The following is a 24082-nucleotide window of genomic DNA, read 5'->3' as shown; positions in this document are numbered from 1 at the left end:
CTGCCGCCTCCGGCCTTAGAAGAGACCCATGACCGAGAGCCTTGCCATCACCAAATTCAGCGACCTTGCCAACCCGACGCGGTTTCTGGCGCTTGCCGCGCGTATTCTGCCCTGGCTCGCGGCGGTGACGGCAGCGCTGTTTGCCGTCGGGCTCTATCTCGCCTTCACGACGCAGGGCGATTACCAGCAGGGCGATACGGTGCGCATCATGTATGTCCATGTGCCGGCCGCCTGGCTGTCGATGATGTGTTATTCGGTGATGGCGCTGTCGGCGATCGGCACGCTGGTCTGGCGCCATCCGCTGGCCGATGTCAGCCACAAGGCCGCAGCGCCGCTGGGGGCTGCCTTCACGCTCATCGCCCTTGTCACCGGCTCTCTCTGGGGGCGGCCCATGTGGGGCACGTGGTGGGTGTGGGATGCACGCCTTACCTCCGTCTTCGTCCTGTTTCTGATGTATCTCGGGATCATTGCGCTGAACCGGGCCATGGATGATCCGTCGCGCGCGGCACGCCTCAGTGCCGTGCTGATCCTCGTCGGTTTCGTCAACATTCCGATCATCAAGTTTTCCGTGAACTGGTGGAATACGCTGCACCAGCCGGCGAGCGTCATCCGGCTTGGCGGGCCGACGATCGACGGCGAATTCCTGCGCCCGCTGCTGGTGATGGCGCTGGCCTTCACGCTTCTGTTCTTCACGCTCCACATCATGGCGATCCGCAACGAGATCTGGCGCCGCCGCGTGGCCACGCAAAGGCGCATGGCCGCCCGTCTCGCCGGCCGGGAGAGCTGATCCGATGAGCCACGCCTTCTACATCTACACATCCTACGGGATTGCGGGCATCGTCACGCTCTGCCTCATCGCCTGGACGGTGCTTGATGGCCGGGCCCGCCGCCGCGAGCTTGCAGCGCTTGAGGCATCCAGCCTTCGCCGCCGGTCCGCAGCGGCTGCCGAGACACAAAAACCATGAGCACGAGCACCGACGACAAGAGGCCGGAGGGTGGCCGCAGCGCTGCCCGCTATCTGCTGGCGCTGATCCCGCTTGTGGTGTTTGCGGGCTTTGCCCTTGTCGCCGGCAAGATGCTCTACGATCAGGATGTCAACGGGCTGGACGTTTCGGCCATCCCTTCGGCGCTGATCGGCAAGACGGCGCCATCGCTGTCGCTGCCGCCGCTCGAGGGTTCGCAGACACCGGCACTGACGGACGCGGCCATGAAGGGCAAGCTTACCCTCGTCAACGTCTTTGCCTCCTGGTGCGTGCCATGCCGGCAGGAGCATCCGATGCTGAAGGACCTTGCCAAGGACAGTCGCCTCACCCTCGTCGGTATCAACTACAAGGACCGCAACGACAACGCCCTGCGATTCCTCGGCGAACTCGGCAATCCCTATGATGCGATTGGTGTCGATCCGAACGGCAAGGCAGCTATTGACTGGGGCGTCTACGGCATTCCGGAAAGCTATCTCGTCGGTCCCGACGGCACTATCCTCTACAAGAAGGTCGGACCCTTCGATGAGCGCAGCGTCACAGACGGCCTGATGCCGGCCATCGAGAAGGCGTTGGGGACGCCTGCAGGCTGACGCCCTACAACGCCCCCTGCCACGTCCGGATCGCATCGACGGGCCAGACAAGCATCAGCACGTTGAGGGTAAGGTTGTCGCGAATGAGGACGCCGGTCAGGAGTTCGAAGCCGATGGCAATCGCCACCGTCAGCCAGATCGGCGCGCGGGCGGCAAAGAAGAAGCCGAGGGCCATGAACACCGTGTCCATCGCCGAATTCAGGATGCTGTCACCCTCGTAGCCGACCGCCATCGTGGCGGAGCGATAGCGATCGATGATGATCGGCGAATTTTCCTGAAGCTCCCAGGCCGCCTCGATGAAGGTCGCGAGCGCCAGGCGCTTGCCGAGAGAACCCTTGCGCAGAACCAGCCATCCCAGACCATAGAACAGGAAGCCGTGGATGATATGGGAGGGCGTATACCAGTCGGACAGATGCTGCGAATTTCCCGGCGAGTTCACGCCCGGTTCAAACAGCTTGATGGTGCCGCAGGAGCAGATCCAGAGCCGCCCCATCAGATGTTCAGACAGGACCTGGACGAGCAAGATCACGAGGGCGACGACGAACCAGAAGTGCCCTGACCGAAAGACCGTCGATCCGCCCTGTGCGTTCACGTGCCGTCCTCGGTCTTTGCCGGCAGCGAATGCTTCATGATGAGCGGCATCTGAGCAAGCGTGAAGATGATGGTGATCGGCATCGTGCCCCAGACCTTGAAATTGACCCAGACGGCATCGGAAAAATTGCGCCAGACGACTTCGTTCAGCACGGCGAGAACCAGGAAGAAGATGCCCCAGCGCAGCGACAGCTTGCGCCAGCCCTCGTCCGTCAGCTGGAAGGCGGCATTGAAGACATAGCCGAGCAGCGACTTGCCGAACAGCAGGCCGCCAAGCAGCACCACGCCGAACAGCGTGTTGACGATGGTCGGCTTCATCTTGATGAAGGTCTCGTCCTGCAGCCAGATCGACAGGCCGCCAAACACCATCACGACGATGCCGGACACGAAGGGCATGATCGGCAGATGCTTGAAGACGATCTTGGAGACGATCAGCGACAGAACCGTTGCCGCCATGAAGAGGCCGGTTGCCACGAGAAGCGGGCCACCCAGCGCCGAAAGTGCCGGGAATTTTCCGATCAGCCATTCGCCGCGCAGGTTGGCGAAAAAGAACACCAGAAGTGGGCCGATCTCCAGAACCAGCTTGAGCGTCGGATGATCCTTTTCCTGGCGGGTCGGCGTGGTATCGCTTTCAAAGCTCTGCATGAGGCTGGACTTATCTCTTGTGGGACTTGGGCGATGCAAATCTGGTTTCTGTGTCATCAATGCGTCAGGCCGGCAATGGCGCTGGCAAAGTCTTCGGCCTCGAAGGGCTCCAGATCATCGACGCCTTCGCCAACCCCGATGAAATAGACCGGCAGCTTGTGCTTGGCGGCAATGGCGACAAGGATGCCGCCGCGCGCGGTGCCGTCGAGCTTGGTCATGATCAGGCCGCTGACGCCGGCGACATTGCGAAAGATTTCCACCTGGTTCATGGCGTTCTGGCCGGTGGTGGCGTCCAGCGTCTGCAGGACGGTGTGCGGTGCATCGGGATCGAGCTTGCCGAGCACGCGCACAATCTTTTCGAGTTCCGCCATCAGCTCCGCCTTGTTCTGCAGGCGTCCGGCGGTATCGATGATCAGCACGTCGCATTTCTTCTGGCGCGCCTGCTCGAAGGCATCATAGGCAAGGCCTGCCGCATCGGCGCCGAGCTTGGTGCCGATGAATTCGGATTTCGTCCGGTCTGCCCAGATCTTCAGCTGCTCGATGGCCGCAGCGCGGAACGTGTCGCCGGCTGCCAGCATCACCTTCAGGCCGGAGCCGGACAGCTTTGCGGCGAGCTTGCCGATGGTCGTCGTCTTGCCGGTGCCGTTGACGCCGACGACCAGAATGACATGCGGCTTGTGGCTGAGATCGAGCGCCAGCGGCTTTGCCACCGGCTTCAGGACCTTGGTGATTTCCGTGGCCATGATGCGCGAGACATCCTCGCCGCTCACATCCTTGCCATAACGTTCGGATGACAGCGTATCGGCAATGCGCATCGCGGTTTCCACGCCAAGATCGGCCTGGATCAGCAGGTCTTCCAGCTCTTCCAGCGTCGCCTCGTCCAGCTTGCGCTTGGTGAAGAGGGCGGTGATCTGGCCCGTCAGCTGGGAGGAGGTGCGCGAAAGGCCCTCGCGCAGGCGCTGGAACCAGGTGAGTTTCGGGCGCGCGACGATTTCCGCCGGGGCTTCCTCGACGCGTGTGGCAAAGCCCTTGGGCAGGATGATGTCGGCGGGCGGGACATCATTGGCTGACGTATCTGCCGTGACGCCGACCCCCTCTGCCCTGCCGGGCATCTCCCCCACAAGGGGGGAGATCACGGAGGCATCGTCGAGGCCTGCATTCAATTTCGAATCGATGGCAGGGGTTTCAGCGTCTGACAGGGGACGCGGCGCTAGCCCCAAATCGATCTCCCCCCTTGTGGGGGAGATGCCCGGCAGGGCAGAGGGGGTGGTGTCGCCACGCTCCAGGCCCTCCGCCTCGGCTTCCGCCTGCAGCAAAGACAGCGGCACCATGCCCATCTCACCCGGAAGCAGATCGGCAGCCGGCAAAAGCGGCGCTTCTTCCTCTTCGCCAAGGTCATCACCGGCCGGACCGCCTGCGGTGTCCATCTCCACCCCGGCCACCGGATCGACCGGGGAGACGGAAAGGTCTTCGGCGCGGGAATGCGGTTCGGTTGCGGTCTGAAGGGCAGCCTGCTCCTCGAGCGTCAAAGTCTCATTGGCTAAGCCCTCGGCCGCCTTGTCTTGCGCCGGCGCCTTGTCCTTGCCGAAGGTAAAAACCTTTTTGATGAAGCCGAGCGCCATGAAAAATCCGTTTCGTCACGCCGCGCGGGCGGCGGCAAGCTGCATGTTCAAGTGTTTGCCGTTATGGCCTGTCAACTCCACCTCTACCAGATCCCGTGGGTGAAGGTTTGGCGCGGCAACGACGGAGAAGTTCTCGGTATGGGCGAAACCGTTCATCTCCACAAGGATGCTCTGGCGGGTTCCAACCATCCGGTCGAGATGCGCAAGGTGAAGCGCGTCTCCGGTAACGCGAAGCCGGGCGGCCCGTTCCTTCACCAGCGCCCGGTCCAGTTGCGGCATACGGGCAGCCGGCGTGCCGGGGCGCGGGCTATAGGGGAAGACGTGCAGGAAGGACAGGCCGCATTCTCTCGCATGGCGAACGGCATTCTCGAACATGTCTTCGGTTTCCGTCGGAAAACCGGCGATCATGTCGGCACCAAACGCCATCTGCGGCCGCAGGCCCCGGACCTTCTCGATGAAGGCCAGCGCGTCGTCGCTGGAATGCCGACGCTTCATGCGCTTCAGGATCATGTCATCGCCATGCTGCAGCGACAGATGCAGATGCGGCATGAAACGCGGCTCATCGGCAATCAGATCGAGCAGATGATCGTCCGCTTCGATACTGTCGATGGAAGACAGCCGCAGGCGCAAAATCTCCGGCACCTGCTTCAACAGGGTTTTGGCCAGAAGCCCAAGCGTCGGCGTGCCCGGAAGGTCGGCGCCAAAACTTGTGGCATCGACGCCGGTGAGAACGATTTCCCGGTAACCGGATTCCACCAGTTTTCGGGCCTGATCGACCACTGCGCCCATCGGCACCGAGCGGGAATTGCCGCGACCATAGGGAATGATGCAGAAGGTGCAACGGTGATCGCAGCCGTTCTGCACCTGGATGAATGCCCGGACATGGCCATCGATGTGCTTCACCATCTGCGGTGCAGTGGCCTTCACGCTCATGATATCGTTGACGCGCAGCTTTTCTTCCGCTGACACACCGAAATCCGGCAACCCTCGATAGGACGCGCTTTTCAGCTTTTCCTCGTTGCCGAGAACCGCATCCACTTCCGGCATGGCGCTGAATGTCGCGGCCTCCGTCTGGGCGGCACAGCCGGTCACAATGATGCGGGCATGGGGGTTTTCGCGGCGTGCGCGGCGAATGGCCTGGCGCGCCTGGCGCACGGCCTCTCCCGTCACGGCGCAGGTGTTGACCAGCACGGCATTGTTCAGCCCGGCCTTTTCGGCCTCGGCGCGCATGACCTCGGATTCGTATGTGTTCAGCCGGCAGCCGAAGGTGATGACCTCGACGCCGCTCACCGGATGCCCGCCTCAGGCTCCGCATCGCGCGTGAAACGGCCGGTGACAGGATCAAGATGCCCCGACCACTCCCATTCCGCGGGCCCGGTCATCACCACATGATCGTCACCCCGCCATTCAATGGTCAGCGTGCCGCGATTGGGGCTGGAGGCAACTGTGATGGACACTGTACGCTCCGTGCGCCCGGTGCGCGCGGCGGATACGCCGGCAGCGCAAGCGGCCGAACCGCAGGCCAGCGTCAACCCGGCGCCGCGTTCCCAGGTGCGGGTCACCATCTGCGTCGGCGAAATCACCTGCGCCAGCGTGATATTGGCCTTTTCCGGAAACATCGGATGGTTTTCGAGCAGCGGCCCGAACCGGTCGAGATCAAACGTCATCGGGTCCCGATCGACCCAGAACACCGCATGTGGGTTTCCCATCGACATCGCCGCGGGCGAATGCAGCACGGGTGCATCGATCGGCCCGATCTGCAATTCAATCCGGCTGGTGTCGAAAAACTCTTCCGACAGCGGGATCTTGTCCCATTCAAAGACCGGCTTTCCCATGTCGACGGAAATCGTGCCATCGGCATGCTCATGCGCATTGAGGATGCCGGCAACCGTCTGGAAGGTAAAAGCCTTGCGCCCGCTTTCGGCAGACAGCGCCTGCACCACGCAGCGCGTGCCATTGCCGCAGGCCTGGGCCCTCGTGCCATCGCAATTGAGGATATCGATATAGGCATCGGTGCCGGACAGTTTTGGATCATGGATCGCCATGATCTGGTCAAAACCCGTCTCGGCATCGGCGGCAAGCGCAATGGCCGCCTGCGGGGTGACGTGATCTTTGCGGCCGCGCATATCCACAACGAGGATCTTGTTGCCAAGCCCGTTCATCTTTGCAAATTCGACCGTGTTATCCATGACGTCACCCATCCGGCGCATCTTTGCGCCGCTTTCGGCCTATATGGCGGAAAAACGCCCTGATTTAAAGAGGCGGGCGCGATCCGCTAGCCACCGCGCCGCCGCTCGATGCAGGGCGCCATCACGCAGAGCAGTTCAAACAGGATGTTTGCGCCGGCAAGCGCCGTCATGCCGGCCAGATCGAAGGGCGGCGCGACCTCCACCACATCGGCGCCGACGATATCGACACCGGCCAGCAAACGCACCAGCGCCTGCGCCTCGCGGGTGGAAAAGCCGCCGATCTCAGGCGTGCCGGTGCCTGGCGCCATCGAGGGGTCGATGCTGTCGATGTCGAAGGTGACATAGGTCGGACCGGTGCCGGCAATGGCACGCGCTTCTTCCATCACGGAGACCGCGCCACGCTCGACGAATTCCTCCATGTAGATGATGCGGATGCCCTGGCTTTTCGCCCAGTCATGGTCTGTCGTATCGTAGATCGAGCCGCGAATACCGATCTGCACCATGCGTTTCGGGTCGAGCAACCCTTCCTCGATGGCGCGGCGGAAGGGCGTGCCGTGGGTGTAGCGATTGCCACCGAAATAGCTGTCATTGGTATCGGTATGGGCATCGAAATGGATGAGGCCGACCGGACGGTTTTTGGCGACCGCCCGCAGCACCGGCAGCGTTGTCAGGTGATCGCCACCGACGGCAAGCGGTAGCGCGCCGGCGGCAACAATGGCGGCAATACCGGCTTCGATGCGGGTCAGACCATCCATGAGGTCGATGGGGTTCACCGAGACATCACCGACATCGGCGACATTGGCGATGGAAAAGGGTTCGACGCCGGAGACGTGATGGACGCGGCGAATGAGGCTCGACTGGTTGCGCACCTCGCGCGGCCCATGGCGGGCGCCCGCCCGGTTCGTCGTGCCGCCATCCCAGGGAATACCGACCAGCGCAATATCGAGACCATCCGCAGAGGTGACCGCCGGCAGGCGCATGAAGGTGGAGTGGCCGGCAAAACGCGGCACTTCGGCGGCATCGACAGGTTGGTGAAATTGCGCACTCACGGGGGACGGCTCCAATGCGGGAAGGATGAAGGCGGGCGAAAGATTGCCCGCCTTCAATGGAGCAGAGGCGGAGGCGGCTGTAAATGCTGCAACGCGACATATGCTGTCTGCCGTGTCCAAGCACAGGCGCCGCGCCGCCCGGGCAACGGACCGCTAGTCGGCAACAACAGGCATGTAGAGATCGCCGCCTTCGCGATATTTTGCCGCCATCGCCTCCAGCCCCTCCTTCTGCGCCTCGGCGCGGATATCGTGGGAGATCCGCATCGAGCAGAATTTCGGGCCGCACATGGAGCAGAAATGCGCCACTTTGTGCGCCTCTTTCGGCAGGGTCTCGTCGTGCATGGAGCGTGCCGTTGCCGGATCGAGCGAGAGGTTGAACTGGTCCTCCCAGCGAAATTCGAAGCGGGCGCGTGACAGCGCATCGTCGCGCAATTGTGCGGCCGGATGCCCCTTGGCGAGATCGGCGGCATGGGCGGCGATCTTGTAGGTGATAACGCCGACCTTCACGTCATTGCGGTCGGGAAGGCCGAGATGCTCCTTCGGCGTGACGTAACACAGCATGGCGGTGCCGAACCAGCCGATCATCGCGGCCCCGATGGCAGACGTGATGTGATCGTAACCCGGCGCAATATCCGTGGTGAGGGGACCCAGCGTATAGAAGGGGGCCTCGCTGCAGGTTTTCAGCTGCTTGTCCATGTTTTCCTTGATCTTGTGCATCGGCACATGGCCGGGGCCTTCGATCATCACCTGGCAGTCCTTATTCCAGGCGATTTTTGTCAGCTCGCCGAGCGTTTCCAGTTCGGCAAATTGTGCGGCATCATTGGCATCGGCAATCGAGCCCGGGCGCAGCCCATCGCCCAGCGAAAACGACACGTCATAGGCGCGGGCGATGTCGCAGATCTCGTCGAAATGCTCGTAAAGAAAGCTTTCCTTGTGATGGTGCAGGCACCACTTGGCCATGATCGAGCCGCCGCGCGAGACGATGCCGGTGACGCGGTTGACGGTAAGATGGATATAGGAAAGCCGCACGCCGGCATGGATGGTGAAATAATCGACGCCCTGTTCGGCCTGTTCGATCAGCGTATCGCGATAGACTTCCCAGCTGAGATCTTCGGCAATGCCGCCGACCTTTTCCAGCGCCTGATAGAGCGGCACGGTGCCGATCGGCACGGGCGCATTGCGGATGATCCAGTCTCGGATGTTGTGGATGTTGCGCCCGGTCGACAGGTCCATCACCGTATCGGCGCCCCAGCGGATGGCCCAGACCATCTTGTCCACCTCTTCCGCCATGGACGAGGTGACAGCGGAATTGCCGATATTGGCATTGATCTTGACGAGGAAATTGCGCCCGATGACCATCGGCTCCAGTTCCGGGTGGTTGATATTGGCGGGAATGATCGCGCGACCCGCTGCCACTTCGGCACGCACGAATTCCGGCGTGACATGGTCTGGAATATGGGCGCCAAAGCTTCCGCCATCGCGCACCAAAGCCTCGCTTGCAGACTTGCGACCGATGTTCTCACGGATCGCGACATATTCCATTTCCGGCGTGATGATGCCCGCGCGGGCATAGGCCAGTTGCGTCACGGCCTTGCCGTCGCGCGCCCGCAAGGGGGCGTGACGCACCGGAAATTCCGGCGTCAGCCTGTCGCCGCTGACGAAACCATTGTCGGCCGCAGTCACCGCGCGGCCCAGGTACTCCTCGACATCGCCGCGCGCTCTCAGCCATTCCTGCCGGGGCCTCGCAAGACCGGTATCGATGGTGATGGTGACGGAGGGATCGGTATAGGGCCCGGAGGCATCATAGACGTTCACCGGCGGCTCGCCGGCTGTCGGGTGAAGCGTAATCTGGCGCAGCGGCACGCGAAGGCCGGGATAGAGGTCTCCCGGCAGATGGATTTTGGTCGAGGCCGGCAGCGGCCCGGTGGTGACTTCGGGGGTGGGAAAAGGTCGGGCAATGTTCATCGTGAGGCTCCAAGGTTGGAGACCCAGTCATTTCAGCCGGAAAGATGGAGAAACGCCTGCCGCGATCCTGAGAGACAGGATTTCTGGCATCTGCAGCGCGCACCGTCCCTACGCCAGTATGAACTGGATCAGGTTCAACGGGTCACTGCGCTGCTTTTTAAAAAGCCCAGCAGTATCTCAGCCCCTTGGCGGGACCCCCCTGGTGAATGCGAGGGAGTGTCGGCAAAGAGGTGCCGGATGTCAATGGAAAGCCGCAGCTTCCGGACCTGCCCCCGAAGCTTCACACTCGGATCGTCTGTCTGGGAGAGGGGAGGCCCGGCCGAAGATGTTGGGGGGCTGGGGGTAAGGTCAACACATCCAGCCGGGCCAATATGGCGCGAACGCGCCAACTGTCGAGCGTGAACCTGATCGCCAATTCCGGCAGGGTTTTGTTCGAAATCGGGCAGAAGAAGAGAATTGTCAGGGCAGCGGCGTATGAAGGTGCCTCTGCCTTTTGCGGGTGCCGTCGGGTTGATTTTTTCTCCGGCTGAGGCACACTGTCATGTGAGTGTTACATGGCGTTGGGAGCATTGATGACCGATCAGCCAGACGTATTCGGGCGCGACCGTCCCCCAGAAGGGGCCGTGGTCGTCGAACTGAGCCAGTACCGCCAGAACAGTGACCCGATCCCCATCACCTTCCACCGGCGCGAGCTGGATGCGATCCTGCGCATCTATGGCCGCATGGTCGGCGAAGGCGAGTGGAAGGATTATGCGATCGATCACCTGAAGGACAAGGCGGTGTTTTCGATCTTCAAGCGGTCCGGCGAAATGCCGCTCTACCGCATCGAGAAGAACCCCAAGCTGGCCGCAAAGCAGGGCGCGTTCAGCGTTCTCAACACCCATGGCATGATCCTGAAGCGGGGTCATGAATTGCCGCAGGTGCTGAAAGTGTTCGACAAGGTGTTGAAGCTCGTCGATTGACGCGCCCTTTGACCGGCGGGCGGCAGGAAGGCTGAGAGCGATTGTTCTCAGCCAGCAAACAGCGTGCCCGGATAGGTGTCGAGATCCGGGTCGGTAGACGTGCCGGCGCCGAGTTCCCTTTGCATGAAGATCGTGTCCAGCCATGTGCCGTGCTTGTAGCCGGTGCCTTGCATCGTGCCGACCATGCGAAAGGCGAGTGCCGCATGAAGGCCCGCAGATGCGGGACTTGCGCCGCCGATCACGGCCACCATCTGGCGAAAGCCAAGCGCTGTCGTGCGTGTGATGAGCTCGGCCAGCAGCGCCTTGCCGATGCCGCGGCCGCGTGCTTCCGGCGCCAGATAGATCGAATCCTCCACCAGCCAGCGATAGGCGGGCCGTGTGCGAAAGGCGGAGGCATAGGCATAGCCGAGAAGGCTGCCATCCTCGTCTTCTGCGGCAATATAGGGATATCCCTTGGCGGTGATGGCCTCGAAGCGGGCGCGCATCTCCGCCTCATCCGGCGCTACAAGCTCATAGCTTGCCGTCCCGTTCAGCACGCTGTCGCGGTAGATGGCAGTGATGGTCGAAATGTCGGAAAGGGTGGCGTCGCGCAGGCGCAAGGTCATGAAAATACTGCCGTTCCAAGTCTGATACGCCGACAGTAGGACGCGTGGAAAAGCCTTGCAAGATGTCGATCACGGCTCTGTCACCACAAAAAAAGGCGGCCCGCGAAGGCCGCCTTTCGAACATCTGCCTGTCCGACTGCTTAGTTGTTGCGGTTGCCCAGGAACTGCAGCAGGAACATGAAGAGGTTGATGAAGTCGAGGTAGAGCGTCAGGGCGCCCATGATCGCCTTGCGGCCCATCACGGCTGCATCGTCGCCGTCGAAATACATTTCCTTGATCTTCTGCGTGTCATAGGCGGTCAGGCCTGCAAAGATCAGCACGCCGAGAATTGACACCGCAAAGGCAAGGGCCGACGAGGCCAGGAAGATGTTGACGACAGAGGCGATGATCAGGCCGAAGAGACCCATGATCATGAACGAGCCCATGGCCGTCAGGTCACGCTTCGTGGTGTAGCCGTAGAGCGACAGGGCACCAAACGAGGCAGCCGTCACGAAGAAGGTCTGCACGATGCTCTGGCCTGTATAGACCAGGAAGATCGAGGAGAGCGACAGGCCCATCAGGCCGGCATAGACCCAGAAGGCGGTCTGCGCGGCCGAAACGCTCATTCTGTTGATGCGGTAGCTCAGGAAGAAAACCATTCCGATCGGAGCCAGCATCACAACCCAGCGCAGCGGGCTGGCATAGACCGCGGTGCCAAAGGCCGTCAGATGCCCGTTCTCCACGGCAAGCTGCCATGTGCCGAACGAGGCAAGACCGGTAATCACCAGGCCCAGCGCCATCAGGTTGTAGACCTTCAGCATATAGGTGCGAAGGCCTTGGTCGATCAGTTCAGCCGAACCGGCACGTGCCTGGGCAGCGCGGTTCTGGAAGTTGTAGTCAGACATATTCGTCCTCTTAAAGCTTCGGTGTTGCTACGGTGTCCGGATGGTATCCATCTCTGCGCCGCTGCGAAGCTCAGCAAGCCTGTCACGAATATGCGGACAGATGTCTTTTCGTTCAAGTGCCTGCCGCCGGATTCGGCGAGGTGACAAAAATTTAATCCGCAGGTGAGGGCGGCCTTTCCCTCGGCAACCTCAAAGCTCGCGCAGCACGGGAGCCGCCTTCTGGCCGAGGATTCGCCACGTCCCGGCAAGACCGATGCCGACCGTCAGCACCAGGGCTGCAATGAGTGTGATCACCGCCACGTCGGGCAGGAAGGTTGCCGGCAGCTTCATGATGCGGGAGACCACGAACCAGGCAGCACCTGAGCCGGCTGAGAGGGCAAAGACGGCCGTGGCAAAACCCAGGATCATGTACTCGTAAGCAAAGGCGCGCATCAGCATGCGCCGTGTGCCGCCAAGCGTCTTCAGGATCACGGCGTCGTGGGTGCGCGCCCGGTTGCCGGAGGCAAGTGCGCCGGCGAGAACCAGCACCGAGGCCACAAGCGCGACCGCTGCGGCTGCACGAATGGCGGTGGCAAGCTGTCCCATCAGCTGCTCGGCAATGTCGAGCGCATCCTTCACCCGAACGCTGGTGATGGTCGGATAGGCATTGGTGACCGCGCGCAGGATCGCCCCCTCTTTTGCCGGCGTGGCGCTCTGGTCGGTCAGCGTCGCAAGCCAGGCATGCGGCGCGCCTCGGAACGTGTTGGGCGAAAACACCATGACGAAATTGATCGACAGAGAGCGCCATTCGATCTGGCGGAAATTGGCGATGCGTGCGGTGATGTTGCGGCCAAGCACGTTGACGGTGACCGTATCGCCGATCTTCAGGCCAAGTTCGCCGGCCTCTTCGGCTGAAAAGGACACGAGCGGTTCGCCGCTATAGTTTTCCGGCCACCATTCTCCTTGCGTGATCGTCGCGTTGGCCGGCAGCGTCTCGTCATAGGTGATGCCACGGTCGCCGCGCAGCACCCAGCGTCCGCCCGGCGGCACGTTCATCTGGCTGACATCCTGTCCGTTGAAGGAGAGGATGCGTCCGCGCAGCATCGGCACCTGGGTAATCTCGCCTTGCGGTGCCTGCTGCTTCAGAATGTTAACGAAGCCTTCGCGCTCGCTGCCCTGGATATCCACAAAAAAGAAGTTCGGCGCCTGCTGCATCATCGTGCCGGAGAGCTGCCGGCGCAGGTTGCCGTCGATCAGCGCAAGCGTGACCAGAAGGGCAAGGCCAAGGCCCAGCGAGAGAACGACCGAGGGCGTCAGTGCGCCGGGGCGGTGGATATTGCCGATGGCAAGCCTCAGTGCCGGGGAGTTGACGCGCGGGCTGCGTCGGGCGAGGGCGGCGATGGCGCTGGCGACGATCCGCAGAAGAACGAAGGCCACCGCGACGGCGCCCAGAAAGACCACGGCAATGAACCGGTCATCGGCCGAGAAGATGGCAAGCCCGGCAAGGCCCGCAAGCGCAAGACCTGCCGCAGCAAGATAGGGCCAGGACGGAAGCCCGCTCTGGTCAAAGCCCTGTTCGCGAAACAGAGCCGTTGCCGGCACTTCGCGGGCATGGCCAAGCGGCAGCACGGCAAAGGCAAAGGTGGTGAGAAGGCCAAACAGCGCCGCAAGCCCGAGCGCGGCCGGATAAAAGGCGGTTTCTGACGGTACGGGCAGGAGATCGCGCAGGAAGCCCAGGGCGATGAACGGCGCGACCGCACCGATCAGCAGTCCGATGGCGATGCCGACGCCGCCGATCAGCAGGATCTGGAACAGATAGATCAGCGTCACCACGAAGGCCGGTGCGCCGAGGCATTTGAAGGTGGCAATGGTGGTGCGCTTGGAATCGAGGAAGGCGCGCACCGCATTTGCAACGCCGACCCCGCCGACGATGAGCGCGGTCAGGCCCACCAGCGTGAGAAACTGCGAGAAGCGATCGACATTTTCGGTGAGCGAGGGTGCGGCCCGATCGGCGGTGCGGATGGACCAGCCGGCAGAGGGAAATTGCTTGTTGGCAATGGCACCAAGGCTCGCCCTTTGGCCTGGATTATGCAGCTTGATCTTGTAGGCATGTTCGACAAGGCTTCCGGTCTGGATCAGGCCGGAAGCGGCAAGCGCCTCGCGGCTGAGCAGCAGGCGCGGCGCAAAGCCAAACCCTTCCGAGAGGGCATCCGGCTCGCTCGAGAGAGTCGCCGTCAGGCGAATGCGCGCATTGCCGAGCAAAATCTCGTCGCCGATCTTCAGGCCCATGCGCTCCAGAAGCAGGGGCGCCGCAACGCCGCCGTAAGCCTGGGCCTGCTCGCCGAGAAGCTCGCTCAAGGGCCGCGCAGGCTCCGTGACCACCGTGCCGTAGAGCGGATAGGCGCCATCCACCGCCTTTGCCTCGACCAGCGCCTGCTCTGACCCGTCGGGCAACCGTGCCATCGAGCGCAGACCAGTTGAGACGGCGACCTGTCCGAGGCTGTCTAGGAACGCCTTTTCGTCCGGCGTTGCTTCCCGGTTGTTGAGTTCAAAGCGGATATCGCCGGCGAGCAGCGCCTGCCCCTGCGTGGCAATCGCGCCGGTAATGGCGCGGGAGACGGAATTGACGGCGGCAATGGCGCCGGTGCCAAGCGCAATGCAGGCAAGGAAGATGTAGAAGCCGGAGAGGCCGCCGCGCAGTTCGCGCAGCGCAAGCTTCAGGGCAATCGCGATGCGGGGAAACGTCGTCTTCATGCAAAGGCCGCCGCAGCTGCAGCGGATCTTACACTGTCGGCGGCGATCTCGCCGGAGCGGACGCGGATCTGCCGGGTGCAGCGGGCGGCAAGCGCATTGTCATGCGTCACCAGCAGCAGCGTCATGCCGCGCTCGGCCTGCTTGGCAAACAGGAGATCGGCGATCTGCCGCCCGGTTTCCGTGTCGAGATTGCCGGTCGGCTCGTCGGCAATCAGCACGGCGGGAGAAGGGGCGAGCGCCCGGGCAATCGCCACGCGCTGCTGCTCGCCGCCGGACAGTTGGCCCGGATAATGCGACAGGCGTTCGCCAAGGCCGACCGACGTCAGTTCGGCACGGGCAATGTCGAAGGCGTTCTTCACGTTCGCCAGTTCCAGCGGCACGGCGACGTTCTCCAATGCCGTCATATTGGCAATCAGGTGAAAGGACTGGAAGACGATGCCGATATTGCGGCCGCGAAAATCGGCCAGTGCATCTTCGCCAAGGGCATGAAGCGGCGTGTCGCGGATGATGATCTCGCCGCTGTCCAGACGCTCGAGCCCGGCCAGAACCATCAGGAGCGTCGACTTGCCGGAGCCGGACGGACCGACGATGCCGACCGCTTCACCTCGCCGGATCTCAAGATCGATCCCCTTCAGCACATGCACGGAGGCGGCGGCATTTCCAAGCGTCAGATCCGCCTTCTTCAGGGTGATGATGGTTTCAGTCACGGCAAAGCACCCTATATTGGCAGAACATCGACGTTACAGATACGTTTGCCGCACTGCGGCGGACCAGCACAATCTAGGGATGGCCCCATGAAATTCAAAGCGGCACTGCTTCACGTGATTGTCATTGCAGGTCTCACCCTTGCCGGTTCCGCGCAGGCAAAGACGCTTCAGCTTGTCGGCTTCGGGGACAGCCTGATGGCGGGCTATCAGTTGCCGCCGACGCAGTCCTATACGGCGCTCCTGGAAAAGGCCTTGAAGGCGCGCGGCCATGACGTGGCAATCGCCAATGCCGGGGTGTCCGGTGATACCACGGCCGCCGGCCTGTCGCGCGTCGACTGGTCGGTGCCGGACGGCACCGATGGCGTGATCCTTGAACTGGGTGCCAATGATGCCCTGCGCGGCATTGCGCCGGCGGAGACGGAAAAGAATCTCGACGCCATCATCACTCGGCTCAAAGCGCGCAACATTCCCGTGCTGCTCGCGGGCATGATTGCGCCGCCCAACATGGGCGGCAGTTACGGCGAACGCTATAACGGCATCTATACGCGCCTTTCGGAAAAGCACGGCGTCCCGCTTTACCCGTTCTTCCTCGATGGGGTAGTGGCAACGCCGGGGCTGCAACTGGAGGACGGCATGCATCCGAACGCCAAGGGCGTCCAGGTCATGGTGGATCGTTCTCTGAAGGCGGTGGAAGCGTTTCTGTTGGGGATCACGACGGTCCAATGAATGTTGCATAGCAAAAATCAGTGCTTGCGCGGATGACATTTGCGTGGTCCGCTACGGATGTCGCTTAAGAGATTCGAGGAGGTTCGCTATGCCGAGACTTTTCACCGCCCTCGAAATCCCGCGCAATGCTGCCATGAGCCTCTCCCTCTTGCGGGGGGGCTTGCCGGGTGCACGCTGGATCGATGTCGAGAATTATCACATCACGCTGCGATTTATCGGCGATGTCGACGGGCGAACCGCCGACGAGATCGTCAACCGCCTGGACCGGGTCGATCGGGAGGAATTCCAGATCAGCCTCAACGGGATAGGCTCCTTCGGCTCGAAGAAACCGCATTCGGTCTGGGCTGGCGTCTCTGCCTCGCCGGAACTGAACGCGCTGCAAGGCGAGATCGAGCGGATCTGCCAGAGGATCGGTCTGCCGCCGGATCCGCGCAAATTCATGCCCCATGTGACGCTTGCCCGCCTGCGCTCCGCACGGGTGGAGGACGTGGTGCATTACCTTTCCGGCCGCGGCAACTTCTACACCGCGCCCTTCATGGTCGGCCGGTTCGTGCTGATGTCGTCGAAGGAATCGGTCGGCGGCGGGCCTTACCTGACGGAAGAAATATTTCCGCTCCAGGAAAGCCTGTCCTCCTACGCGGCCCATGATTACCAGGCGGAAAAGACGCTGTTCTGAGGCTTTGCGATGCGCGATGAAAAGCTGGATGCGGCGGCTGTTGCCGCCGGTCTCTCGACACTGGAGGGATGGCTGCTGGCGCCCTATGGAGACGCCATCTTGAAGGAGTTCACCTTCCGCAATTTCTGCGAGGCTTTCGGCTTCATGACGCAGTGCGCGCTCTGTGCGGAAAAGCTCGATCATCATCCCGAATGGAAAAATGTCTATGCAGCGGTGTCCGTGCGTCTGACCACCCATGACAGCGGTGGCCTGACCGAGCGCGACTTCAAGCTGGCGCGGATGTTCGACAGGGCGGCCCAGCATCTGACGGCGCCCTGATTGAACTCGACGTGGGCCGGACCCATATCACCGGGGTTCGCAATCGAGAGGAAGGCCGTCATGGACGACGTCAAGATCGGAGAAATTCTTGCGCCGGGCGATGAAGAAACCCAGGCAAAGCAGGAAAAGCGCGTTCGTGCGAAATTCTGGCCGACGCTGAAACGCGCCATCCGTTATGTGCCCTTCAGCCGCGACCTGGTGGCAGCTTATTATTGTGCGATGGACCCCAAGACGCCGCTTCGGGTGCGCGGCGTGCTTCTGGCAGCGCTTGGCTATTTCGTGCTTCCGATCGACATCGTGCCCGACATGTTTCTGATGGTCGGCTTTACCGACGATGTGGCGGTTCTGGCGGCTGCCTTCCGCATGGTTCAGGCCTATATCGATGACAGCCATTACGAGGCGGCCGATCGCGCACTTTCCAATCAGGATCTCGGCAGCGCCGGAGCCGAGCCTGCCGCCGGGTGACGGCGCGGCGGAGTGTTCTTCCAAACCGGCCAAACTCTTGCCCGAATTCTCGGTTCATTGACGGTCCAGACTGTGGAGCCGGGGCCAGGCCCTGCTGCCTGAAACGGCGCAGCCTGCGTTTTTCGGTCGGCAGGCCTCTTCAAAACACCTATGCATTCCCTGTTGACGATTTGGTAACCGAAATTAAGTCAAAGTCGAACGGATCTCGACCAAGCCCGGCCATTTGCCGCCCGGTCGGCCGTTGAATGAGAAAACTGGCAGGACACAATGTTTGTAAGACAGATCGCCATCGCGTCGACCCTTCTGCTCGCCAGCGCAGCGTTTGCGTCCGCGCAGGCACCCGCCCCGACCCGGATCGAGCAGTTCAAGAACTGGGGCGCCTATTCCTACAAGTCCGGCAATAGCACCGTCTGCTATGTGCTGTCCGTGCCCACCACCAAGGAACCGGCCAGCGTCGATCACGGCGATGTCTTCTTCATCATCTCGCAGCGTCCCGGCCAGAACATCTCCTACGAGCCGCAGGCGATGATGGGCTACACGCTGAAGGCCGATTCGAAGGTGAACGTCACCATCGACAAGAAGAATTTCGTCCTGTTCGTCAAGGACAAGGCCGCCTGGGTGGAAAACGCCGCCGAAGAGCCGGCGCTTGTGGCGGCCATGAAGACCGGCTCCAGCATGACGGTCAAGGCCACCTCGCTGCGCGGCACGGCCACCAGCTATTCCTATTCGCTGGCGGGCATCTCGCAGGCTCTGAAGAAGATCGAAACCTGCAAGTAAGTGTCTTGGCACAGGATGCGATAAAGCCGGCCACAGCGCCGGCTTTTTGCATGAGGGGTGACGGCGCTGCCTTTTGATGGTAAAGGCACGCGCAACAGACGGCCCGGTTCATTCCTTATGAGGCCGCCGAACGCATTTCACCGATGAGAAGACGGGGGCTGACCCGGTGCTGATGCGCCGAGAGGCGCAGCCGTTTGAATGGGATCAAGAGCATGTCGGTTTCCGAAGCCATCGTCATGGCGGATAGCGTCAAGAAGCCCCTCGTGGCACGCCCGGACATGGCGTCCGAAAAGCCCTCGCTGATCGGGCTCACCCGCGAGGAAATGGGCAAGGCCCTCGTGGAAAAGGGTGTTCCGGAAAAGCAGGTGCGCATGCGCGTGAGCCAGCTCTGGCACTGGCTCTACATTCGCGGCGTCTCCGATTTCGATGCCATGACCAATGTGGCCAAAGACATGCGCGAAATGCTGAAGCGGCATTTCACCATCGCCCGGCCCGAAATCGTCGAGGAGCAGGTGTCCAATGACGGCACCCGCAAGTGGCTCTTGCGCTTTCCGCCCCGTGGCGCCGGCCGGCCGGTGGAAATCGAAACCGTCTACATTCCCGAAGAAGGCCGCGGCACGCTCTGCATCTCGAGCCAGGTCGGCTGTTCGCTCACCTGTTCCTTCTGCCACACCGGCACGCAGCGCCTGGTGCGCAACCTGACGTCGGAAGAAATTCTGGCGCAGCTGCTTCTGGCGCGCGACCGGCTGGGCGATTTTCCCGGCGCTGATACGCCCCCCGGCGCATTCGTTCCGACCGGCGACCGCAAGGTCACCAATATCGTTATGATGGGGATGGGCGAGCCGCTCTATAATTTCGAAAACGTCAAGACGGCGCTGCTGATTGCAACCGACGGCGACGGCCTGTCGCTGTCCAAGCGCCGCGTGACGCTCTCCACCTCCGGCGTCGTGCCGGAAATTTTCCGCACCGGCGACGAGATCGGTGTGATGCTGGCGATTTCGCTGCATGCGGTGCGCGACGAATTGCGCGACATGCTGGTGCCGATCAACAAGAAATATCCGCTCAAGGATCTGATCGAGGCCTGCCGGAATTATCCGGGCCTGTCCAATGCGCGCCGCATCACCTTCGAATATGTGATGCTGAAGGACGTCAACGACAGCCTGGAAGATGCCAAGGCCCTGATCAAGCTGTTGAAGGGCGTGCCGGCAAAAATCAACCTCATCCCGTTCAACCCGTGGCCGGGCACGAATTACCAGTGTTCCGACTGGGCAACGATCGAGAAATTCGCTGATTTCATCAATCAGGCCGGCTATGCCTCTCCGATCCGCACCCCGCGCGGTCGCGATATTCTGGCTGCCTGCGGCCAGCTGAAGTCGGAATCGGAGCGCATGCGCAAGACCGAGCGTCTGGCCTTCGAGGCGATGATGATCGCCGGCCACGGCGAAGACGACTGATATCAGGCGCCGAGGCAGGTGGCCTCACGCCTGACGGAAGAATGCTTCACTGGAAGACAGGCGGGAGGCCGTTCCCGCAAGCGATCGGCTGCCGCTCAGCCCGTTGACCGAAAGCTGCTTTTCGAAGTGTTCAAGGGCCGTTGCCGTGCGGCCGGGCTGCTCCTGCAACTTTGCCAGGCTCTTCAGGAACGTCCTTCCGGCCTGCTTCAGGGACGCTGGCGTATTATCGTTTGACACCAGACTTTGGGCATTGGCGACGGCTTCGCCGAGCCGAAGGGCTAGAAGTCCGCCTTCTGCCGCATCGACCGTCGTGCCGCCGCTTTTCTCGGACCATCGAATAAGGCGCAGGATGCGGTGATAGAGCCGTGCCCGCCAGATCTCCACGCGGTGGGGGGCAAGCGTCCCGGTGTCGGCCATATTCTGCAAGTCGTGCACGATCATGCGAATGATCAATCGCATGCGGCCCTGCGGATGCACGGGGAAGGCATAGGTGAATGCGAGGAGCGCGACAACCGGCCCCACGACGACCGACATGGCCTGTGCTACGGCCTCGGCCGGCTGAAGATGGGTCGGGAAGGCCGGGCCCAGCAGCAGGAGCGAGACCATGTTGAAATCCATTCCGACAAACATGGACTTGCGATGGCTCATCACCAGGGCTCCGATGAGGATGACCGGCATCACCATCAGAACCATGGCCAGTTCGCTTTCGGCCAGGGGCATGGCATAGAGGCGAACGACTGTCGCGACACTTGCTCCGGCCAGGGTGCCGACAATGCCGAAGCGCATGATGCGCGCGGGATGGTCGAAGGTTGAAAACAAGCTGGTCATGATGGCGGTGCCCATGACCATGAAAGGGCCGATGGCGAGATCGGTCAAAAGCCAGATGGCGCCCACGCCCAGAACCGAAAGCGCTGCACGCAGCCCCGCCTGGCGAGCGCCGATCCAGTCTCTGTGCAAATGGAGGGAGGGAATGCGCTGCGCCTCCAGTTCTCCCGCCTGCTCAAGCCCCTGCCAGGCGGTCTGCAGGCTTGCCATTCTTCGGGCGAGATCTGACTGGGAGGAGCAGGCCAGTGCCTCAGGCCCCTGTGAGGGTTCATCGCTGTCACGGTGTGTGTCTTCAGGCGCATTGAGCAGGAGATCCATGGCTGCGGCAAGCACCGACCGGACAGCGCGCATTTTGGCCGCCATGCCGATCTTTCCTGCCAGTTGAACCTCAAGACTTTCGTCGATTGCTGCGAGCTCCGACAGAATGGCGGCCCTCTCCTCCCGCTTCATGACATTGGATGCATGATCCATGACATGTGCGGTGACCCGTTCGACCATCTGCCGAATACGATGATGTAAATTGCTTTCCGCGCTCTTCGGCGTGAAGAGCAGACCTGTCAGCGTCGAAGTCGCAGCGCCGATGAGGATGGTCAGGATGCGGTCCTGCGCCAATCCAAGGACCAGGTTCGGATTGTCATGATCCAGCATGGCAATCATGGCCGCCGAATAGCCCGCGAGCAATGTCACATAGGAGAGCGGTCCGCGCAGAAGGTTGCCGGTCGTGGCGCAGAAGCCGATCCAGAGGGCAAGACAGACCAGCAGCAGGGGCGGATTGGATGACAGGAAAATCACCATCAAGGTGCCGATACCCGCTCCAATCAGGGTGCCGGCGATGCGGGACAGGCTTTTTTCCAGCCACAGGCCGCGTGTCGGCTGCGCGACGACCCAGATGGTCATGGCCGCCCATTGCGGATGGTGCAGGCCGAGCGCAAACGCGACAAGCATTGCAAGGCAACCCGCAATCGCGGTGCGCCCACAGAACAACAGCCTCTGCCGATCAAACCCGGACAGGAGGGTTTCAACATTCAGCGTCATGCGTCGTCCTCTGAGGGCCTTTTGAGATCGGATAGTCTGGCTTCGATCCTTGCTATCAAGGAAAGGGCAGATCTGATTTCGGCATCCGACACGTCCTGCAGCATGGCTGCTTCGATGTGATGCAATTGCTGCTGGATTTCGCGGGTTTTCTGGCGCCCCAGCTCTGTGAGGTAGAGCCTGCGCGCCCTTCTGTCCGTCTCGTCCGCACGGCGCTCCACGAGACCTCTCGCTGCAAGGATATCGACAAGGCGGACGATGCTGGACACATCGAGACCGGAGAGGGCTGCCAGATCCTTCTGGAGAAGACCATCGCCATTGTGCGCCATGTAAATGAGCGGCGTCCAGCTTGCATCGGTGAGCCCACTGGCCGCCAGATGCTGGTCGATAAACTGTCGCCACCGGCGCGCGATCACCACGAGTTCCGCCCCGAAGCGGAAGCGCAGGTTATCAGAATTAGTTTCCATCAAAATAGTTTGAATAGAAACTATATGAATTTGAAGAGCCGCGGACGCAGCGGAGCTATGCAGAAAGCAGCATTGTCAGCCTTGCGCGAAATCCTTGAATTTAGGGTTCGTCACAGACAGTCGCCCCAGTTGGCATCGAATATCGAGCACGGATGCCTTAACGGGAGGAGCAGTTCAGCGGGACTGCGTCATCAGGATCTTGACCGCGAAGATCGAAAAGATGCCGGCAAAGCTGTAATCAATGCCACGCAGCACCTTCCTGTTGTTCTGCAGCCAGCCCGACAGAATGCCTGCGCCATAGATGATGCCGATGCCGATCGGCAGCGACAGAATGATCGACCAGAGGCCGAGAAACATCAGCTTGCCGGTCACATGCGGATCGTCCGCCGTGACGAACTGCGGCAGGAAGGTCATGAAGAAGATGATGACCTTCGGATTGAGCAGGTTCACCCAGAGCCCGTTGACAAAAGCGCCGGCGCGGGAAGCCTGCGCCTCGCCATCGGCCTTCACCACGAAATTGGAGCCATGGCGGATGGCCTGCACGGCGAGCCAGAGCAGATAAGCGGCACCGCCCGTCTTCAGCATCGTAAAGGCGGTGGGGGAGGCAACGATCAGCGCCGAAATGCCAAAGGCCACCAGCATCGTGTGAATGGCAATGCCGAAACTCGTGCCGGCAAGCACCATGAGCGCGGTTGCGCGCCCATCGCGCAGCGAGCGGCTGATCCACAGCGTCATGTCCGGGCCAGGCGTTAAGGCGAGCGCCAGGATGGCGATGCTGAAGGCAAGAAGGACGGCAAGGCTCGGAATGAAGTCCATGAATGCACCGAAGAGCGAGAAAGCAGGGTAAGGCGGATCTTTCCTCCTTACCCGGCTTCGCGGTGCTTGCCAATCATTGGCCCCGTTCGACATGCGCCTTGAAGGCCTCGGCATAATCCTTGTGCCAGCGCGACAGCGGCGGGCGGTTCTCGATGATGTCGCCGGCGGCCCAGGCGATGCGCTTTTCGTCGAGCGCCCGGTCCACGTCGTTGTCGGGGCACAGAATGTAGAAATCCCCGCGCGAAAGGCTTTCCAGCATGAAGTCGACGGTCTGCTCCGGCGTCCAGGCGGCGGCCGGCTTTTCGGTGCGGCCATTGGCGGTGAGGCCGGTATAGACAAAGCCCGGGATCAGCAGATGGGCGGTCGCATTCGCGCCCTCTGTGTTGCGCAACTCGTGCTGCAGCGCCTCGGTGAAGGCTTTGACGCCGGACTTTGCGACATTGTAGGCCGGATCGCCGGGCGGCGTGGTGATGCCCTGCTTGGAGCCGGTATTGATGATGAGAGCCGGATCGCGGTGCGCCACCATGCCCGGGCCAAAGGTGCGCGTGCCGTTGATGACGCCCATCAGGTTGACGGCAAACACGCTGTCCCAGTTGGCCTGCGGGCCGAAGAGCGCGCTGCCGGGCTGGATGCCGGCATTGTTCATCAGCACATGCACGCGCCCGAAACGCTGGATGACGGCCCGCTCCAGTGCTTCCAGCTCGTCGAGGCGTGCGACATCGGCGCCGATGGCCACGACGTCGGTCTCGCCGTTTTCCGAAACGGCCGCCACGTCAATGGCTGCCTGCGCCAGTCGGTCGCCTTCGAGATCGACGAGGACGACGCAAAGGCCGAGACGGGCGAAAGCCTTTGCCGCGGCAAGTCCGATGCCGGAAGCCGCGCCGGTAACGACGGCCACATGGCCCTTTGCCAGTGCGGGGTGCTGAAGTGTCATGGCCGAACTCCTCGATGCGTTTCTTCTAACGTCGTGCGGGATATGGTATCGTGGCCCTATGTCGTCA

Annotated in this window: 25 protein-coding genes and 1 riboswitch; of the genes, 10 read left to right on the top strand and 15 right to left on the bottom strand. The window is 61.9% G+C overall.

Going from position 1 to position 24082, the window contains the following annotated elements:
- Window positions 1-28 precede the first annotated feature (28 nt).
- From J2858_RS16405 to J2858_RS16395, 3 genes are read left to right on the top strand one after another with little or no spacing between them, the layout of a single operon-like run.
- A complete protein-coding gene (locus J2858_RS16405) occupies window positions 29-787 on the top strand; it encodes a heme ABC transporter permease (RefSeq protein ID WP_210105899.1) in 759 nt (252 codons plus the stop codon).
- Between the two features lie 4 nt (window positions 788-791).
- Window positions 792-965 (top strand): heme exporter protein CcmD, encoded by a 174-nt coding sequence (gene ccmD, locus J2858_RS16400; protein ID WP_210105898.1) that lies wholly within the window; start codon window positions 792-794, stop codon window positions 963-965.
- Entirely contained in the window at window positions 962-1573 is a 612-nt protein-coding gene (locus J2858_RS16395; RefSeq protein ID WP_210105897.1) for a DsbE family thiol:disulfide interchange protein, read from the top strand. Before ccmD ends, J2858_RS16395 begins: the two co-directional genes overlap by 4 nt.
- 4 nt (window positions 1574-1577) lie before the next feature.
- Here the strand turns inward: J2858_RS16395 and J2858_RS16390 are convergent, their stop codons facing one another.
- The 7 genes from J2858_RS16390 to thiC form a co-directional block, all read right to left on the bottom strand.
- On the bottom strand, window positions 1578-2165 hold the full coding sequence (locus tag J2858_RS16390; RefSeq protein ID WP_210105896.1) for a DUF2585 family protein: 588 nt from the start codon (window positions 2163-2165) through the stop codon (window positions 1578-1580).
- Window positions 2162-2809, bottom strand: coding sequence for a septation protein A (locus tag J2858_RS16385; RefSeq protein WP_210105895.1), 648 nt, complete (start codon window positions 2807-2809; stop codon window positions 2162-2164). Before J2858_RS16385 ends, J2858_RS16390 begins: the two co-directional genes overlap by 4 nt.
- A 56-nt stretch (window positions 2810-2865) precedes the next feature.
- Complete coding sequence (gene ftsY, locus J2858_RS16380; protein ID WP_210105894.1) at window positions 2866-4431, bottom strand: signal recognition particle-docking protein FtsY; 1566 nt, start codon at window positions 4429-4431, stop codon at window positions 2866-2868.
- 15 nt (window positions 4432-4446) lie between these two features.
- Window positions 4447-5721 carry a tRNA (N(6)-L-threonylcarbamoyladenosine(37)-C(2))-methylthiotransferase MtaB gene (gene mtaB, locus J2858_RS16375; protein WP_210105893.1) on the bottom strand — a complete coding sequence of 425 codons (1275 nt, stop codon included), beginning with the start codon at window positions 5719-5721 and terminating at the stop codon, window positions 4447-4449.
- Window positions 5718-6620: a diaminopimelate epimerase gene (dapF, locus tag J2858_RS16370; protein WP_210106049.1), complete on the bottom strand. Its 903-nt coding sequence runs from the start codon at window positions 6618-6620 to the stop codon at window positions 5718-5720. The genes mtaB and dapF overlap by 4 nt, the downstream gene beginning before the upstream one ends.
- A gap of 86 nt (window positions 6621-6706) precedes the next feature.
- Window positions 6707-7669 (bottom strand): agmatinase, encoded by a 963-nt coding sequence (speB, locus tag J2858_RS16365; protein ID WP_210105892.1) that lies wholly within the window; start codon window positions 7667-7669, stop codon window positions 6707-6709.
- 153 nt (window positions 7670-7822) lie between these two features.
- On the bottom strand, window positions 7823-9634 hold the full coding sequence (gene thiC / locus J2858_RS16360) for a phosphomethylpyrimidine synthase ThiC (RefSeq protein ID WP_210105891.1): 1812 nt from the start codon (window positions 9632-9634) through the stop codon (window positions 7823-7825).
- An 87-nt stretch (window positions 9635-9721) separates the two neighbouring features.
- Window positions 9722-9845, bottom strand: a riboswitch (TPP riboswitch).
- 361 nt (window positions 9846-10206) lie between these two features.
- On the opposite strand from thiC, the gene J2858_RS16355 reads away from it, so the two are divergent.
- Complete coding sequence (locus tag J2858_RS16355) at window positions 10207-10596, top strand: DUF2794 domain-containing protein (protein WP_210105890.1); 390 nt, start codon at window positions 10207-10209, stop codon at window positions 10594-10596.
- Between the two features lie 47 nt (window positions 10597-10643).
- On the opposite strand, the gene J2858_RS16350 is transcribed toward J2858_RS16355, so the two are convergent.
- From J2858_RS16350 to J2858_RS16335, 4 genes are all read right to left on the bottom strand, one after another.
- The gene (locus J2858_RS16350) at window positions 10644-11201 is read right to left on the bottom strand and encodes a GNAT family N-acetyltransferase (protein WP_210105889.1); all 558 of its coding nucleotides are present in this window, start codon (window positions 11199-11201) and stop codon (window positions 10644-10646) included.
- 140 nt (window positions 11202-11341) lie between these two features.
- Window positions 11342-12085 carry a Bax inhibitor-1/YccA family protein gene (locus J2858_RS16345; RefSeq protein ID WP_210105888.1) on the bottom strand — a complete coding sequence of 248 codons (744 nt, stop codon included), beginning with the start codon at window positions 12083-12085 and terminating at the stop codon, window positions 11342-11344.
- A 189-nt stretch (window positions 12086-12274) separates the two neighbouring features.
- Window positions 12275-14818, bottom strand: coding sequence for an ABC transporter permease (locus J2858_RS16340; RefSeq protein ID WP_210105887.1), 2544 nt, complete (start codon window positions 14816-14818; stop codon window positions 12275-12277).
- Entirely contained in the window at window positions 14815-15525 is a 711-nt protein-coding gene (locus J2858_RS16335) for an ABC transporter ATP-binding protein (protein ID WP_210105886.1), read from the bottom strand. Before J2858_RS16335 ends, J2858_RS16340 begins: the two co-directional genes overlap by 4 nt.
- Before the next feature lie 87 nt (window positions 15526-15612).
- Here J2858_RS16335 and J2858_RS16330 point away from each other — a divergent pair, with 87 nt between their 5' ends.
- The 6 genes from J2858_RS16330 (at window position 15613) to rlmN (ending at window position 19941) form a co-directional block, all read left to right on the top strand.
- Window positions 15613-16251: an arylesterase gene (locus tag J2858_RS16330; RefSeq protein ID WP_210105885.1), complete on the top strand. Its 639-nt coding sequence runs from the start codon at window positions 15613-15615 to the stop codon at window positions 16249-16251.
- Between the two features lie 88 nt (window positions 16252-16339).
- Window positions 16340-16927 (top strand): RNA 2',3'-cyclic phosphodiesterase, encoded by a 588-nt coding sequence (thpR, locus tag J2858_RS16325; RefSeq protein WP_210105884.1) that lies wholly within the window; start codon window positions 16340-16342, stop codon window positions 16925-16927.
- A 9-nt stretch (window positions 16928-16936) separates the two neighbouring features.
- Entirely contained in the window at window positions 16937-17245 is a 309-nt protein-coding gene (locus tag J2858_RS16320) for a 4a-hydroxytetrahydrobiopterin dehydratase (RefSeq protein WP_210105883.1), read from the top strand.
- 60 nt (window positions 17246-17305) lie between these two features.
- Complete coding sequence (locus tag J2858_RS16315) at window positions 17306-17710, top strand: YkvA family protein (protein ID WP_210105882.1); 405 nt, start codon at window positions 17306-17308, stop codon at window positions 17708-17710.
- 267 nt (window positions 17711-17977) lie between these two features.
- Window positions 17978-18487 carry an invasion associated locus B family protein gene (locus J2858_RS16310; RefSeq protein WP_210105881.1) on the top strand — a complete coding sequence of 170 codons (510 nt, stop codon included), beginning with the start codon at window positions 17978-17980 and terminating at the stop codon, window positions 18485-18487.
- 212 nt (window positions 18488-18699) lie between these two features.
- Window positions 18700-19941, top strand: a complete 1242-nt coding sequence (gene rlmN / locus J2858_RS16305; RefSeq protein WP_210105880.1) for a 23S rRNA (adenine(2503)-C(2))-methyltransferase RlmN — start codon at window positions 18700-18702, stop codon at window positions 19939-19941.
- Between the two features lie 24 nt (window positions 19942-19965).
- Here the strand turns inward: rlmN and J2858_RS16300 are convergent, their stop codons facing one another.
- The 4 genes from J2858_RS16300 to J2858_RS16285 form a co-directional block, all read right to left on the bottom strand.
- Window positions 19966-21801, bottom strand: coding sequence for an FUSC family protein (locus J2858_RS16300; protein WP_210105879.1), 1836 nt, complete (start codon window positions 21799-21801; stop codon window positions 19966-19968).
- Window positions 21798-22265, bottom strand: a complete 468-nt coding sequence (locus J2858_RS16295) for a MarR family winged helix-turn-helix transcriptional regulator (RefSeq protein WP_210105878.1) — start codon at window positions 22263-22265, stop codon at window positions 21798-21800. The genes J2858_RS16300 and J2858_RS16295 overlap by 4 nt, the downstream gene beginning before the upstream one ends.
- A 174-nt stretch (window positions 22266-22439) precedes the next feature.
- A complete protein-coding gene (locus J2858_RS16290) occupies window positions 22440-23081 on the bottom strand; it encodes a LysE family translocator (protein WP_210105877.1) in 642 nt (213 codons plus the stop codon).
- A gap of 73 nt (window positions 23082-23154) precedes the next feature.
- Window positions 23155-24015 (bottom strand): SDR family NAD(P)-dependent oxidoreductase, encoded by an 861-nt coding sequence (locus J2858_RS16285; protein ID WP_210105876.1) that lies wholly within the window; start codon window positions 24013-24015, stop codon window positions 23155-23157.
- Between the last annotated feature and the right edge of the window lie 67 nt (window positions 24016-24082).

It is taken from the genome of Neorhizobium galegae (assembly GCF_017877135.1).
GTDB lineage: Bacteria > Pseudomonadota > Alphaproteobacteria > Rhizobiales > Rhizobiaceae > Neorhizobium > Neorhizobium galegae_A.
The sequence above is the reverse complement of the archived record's forward strand: the minus strand, read 5'-3'. Positions and strand labels throughout refer to the sequence as shown.

What these genes read in the sequence shown, in the direction of transcription:
- J2858_RS16405 (WP_210105899.1), top strand. Translation starts at nt 29, where the DNA reads ATGACCGAGAGCCTTGCCATCACCAAATTCAGCGACCTTGCCAACCCG.
- ccmD (WP_210105898.1), top strand. Translation starts at nt 792, where the DNA reads ATGAGCCACGCCTTCTACATCTACACATCCTACGGGATTGCGGGCATC.
- J2858_RS16395 (WP_210105897.1), top strand. Translation starts at nt 962, where the DNA reads ATGAGCACGAGCACCGACGACAAGAGGCCGGAGGGTGGCCGCAGCGCT.
- J2858_RS16385 (WP_210105895.1), bottom strand. Translation starts at nt 2,809, where the DNA reads ATGCAGAGCTTTGAAAGCGATACCACGCCGACCCGCCAGGAAAAGGAT.
- ftsY (WP_210105894.1), bottom strand. Translation starts at nt 4,431, where the DNA reads ATGGCGCTCGGCTTCATCAAAAAGGTTTTTACCTTCGGCAAGGACAAG.
- dapF (WP_210106049.1), bottom strand. Translation starts at nt 6,620, where the DNA reads ATGGATAACACGGTCGAATTTGCAAAGATGAACGGGCTTGGCAACAAG.
- thiC (WP_210105891.1), bottom strand. Translation starts at nt 9,634, where the DNA reads ATGAACATTGCCCGACCTTTTCCCACCCCCGAAGTCACCACCGGGCCG.
- J2858_RS16355 (WP_210105890.1), top strand. Translation starts at nt 10,207, where the DNA reads ATGACCGATCAGCCAGACGTATTCGGGCGCGACCGTCCCCCAGAAGGG.
- J2858_RS16350 (WP_210105889.1), bottom strand. Translation starts at nt 11,201, where the DNA reads ATGACCTTGCGCCTGCGCGACGCCACCCTTTCCGACATTTCGACCATC.
- J2858_RS16345 (WP_210105888.1), bottom strand. Translation starts at nt 12,085, where the DNA reads ATGTCTGACTACAACTTCCAGAACCGCGCTGCCCAGGCACGTGCCGGT.
- J2858_RS16340 (WP_210105887.1), bottom strand. Translation starts at nt 14,818, where the DNA reads ATGAAGACGACGTTTCCCCGCATCGCGATTGCCCTGAAGCTTGCGCTG.
- J2858_RS16330 (WP_210105885.1), top strand. Translation starts at nt 15,613, where the DNA reads ATGAAATTCAAAGCGGCACTGCTTCACGTGATTGTCATTGCAGGTCTC.
- thpR (WP_210105884.1), top strand. Translation starts at nt 16,340, where the DNA reads ATGCCGAGACTTTTCACCGCCCTCGAAATCCCGCGCAATGCTGCCATG.
- J2858_RS16320 (WP_210105883.1), top strand. Translation starts at nt 16,937, where the DNA reads ATGCGCGATGAAAAGCTGGATGCGGCGGCTGTTGCCGCCGGTCTCTCG.
- J2858_RS16315 (WP_210105882.1), top strand. Translation starts at nt 17,306, where the DNA reads ATGGACGACGTCAAGATCGGAGAAATTCTTGCGCCGGGCGATGAAGAA.
- J2858_RS16310 (WP_210105881.1), top strand. Translation starts at nt 17,978, where the DNA reads ATGTTTGTAAGACAGATCGCCATCGCGTCGACCCTTCTGCTCGCCAGC.
- rlmN (WP_210105880.1), top strand. Translation starts at nt 18,700, where the DNA reads ATGTCGGTTTCCGAAGCCATCGTCATGGCGGATAGCGTCAAGAAGCCC.
- J2858_RS16300 (WP_210105879.1), bottom strand. Translation starts at nt 21,801, where the DNA reads ATGACGCTGAATGTTGAAACCCTCCTGTCCGGGTTTGATCGGCAGAGG.
- J2858_RS16295 (WP_210105878.1), bottom strand. Translation starts at nt 22,265, where the DNA reads ATGGAAACTAATTCTGATAACCTGCGCTTCCGCTTCGGGGCGGAACTC.
- J2858_RS16290 (WP_210105877.1), bottom strand. Translation starts at nt 23,081, where the DNA reads ATGGACTTCATTCCGAGCCTTGCCGTCCTTCTTGCCTTCAGCATCGCC.
- J2858_RS16285 (WP_210105876.1), bottom strand. Translation starts at nt 24,015, where the DNA reads ATGACACTTCAGCACCCCGCACTGGCAAAGGGCCATGTGGCCGTCGTT.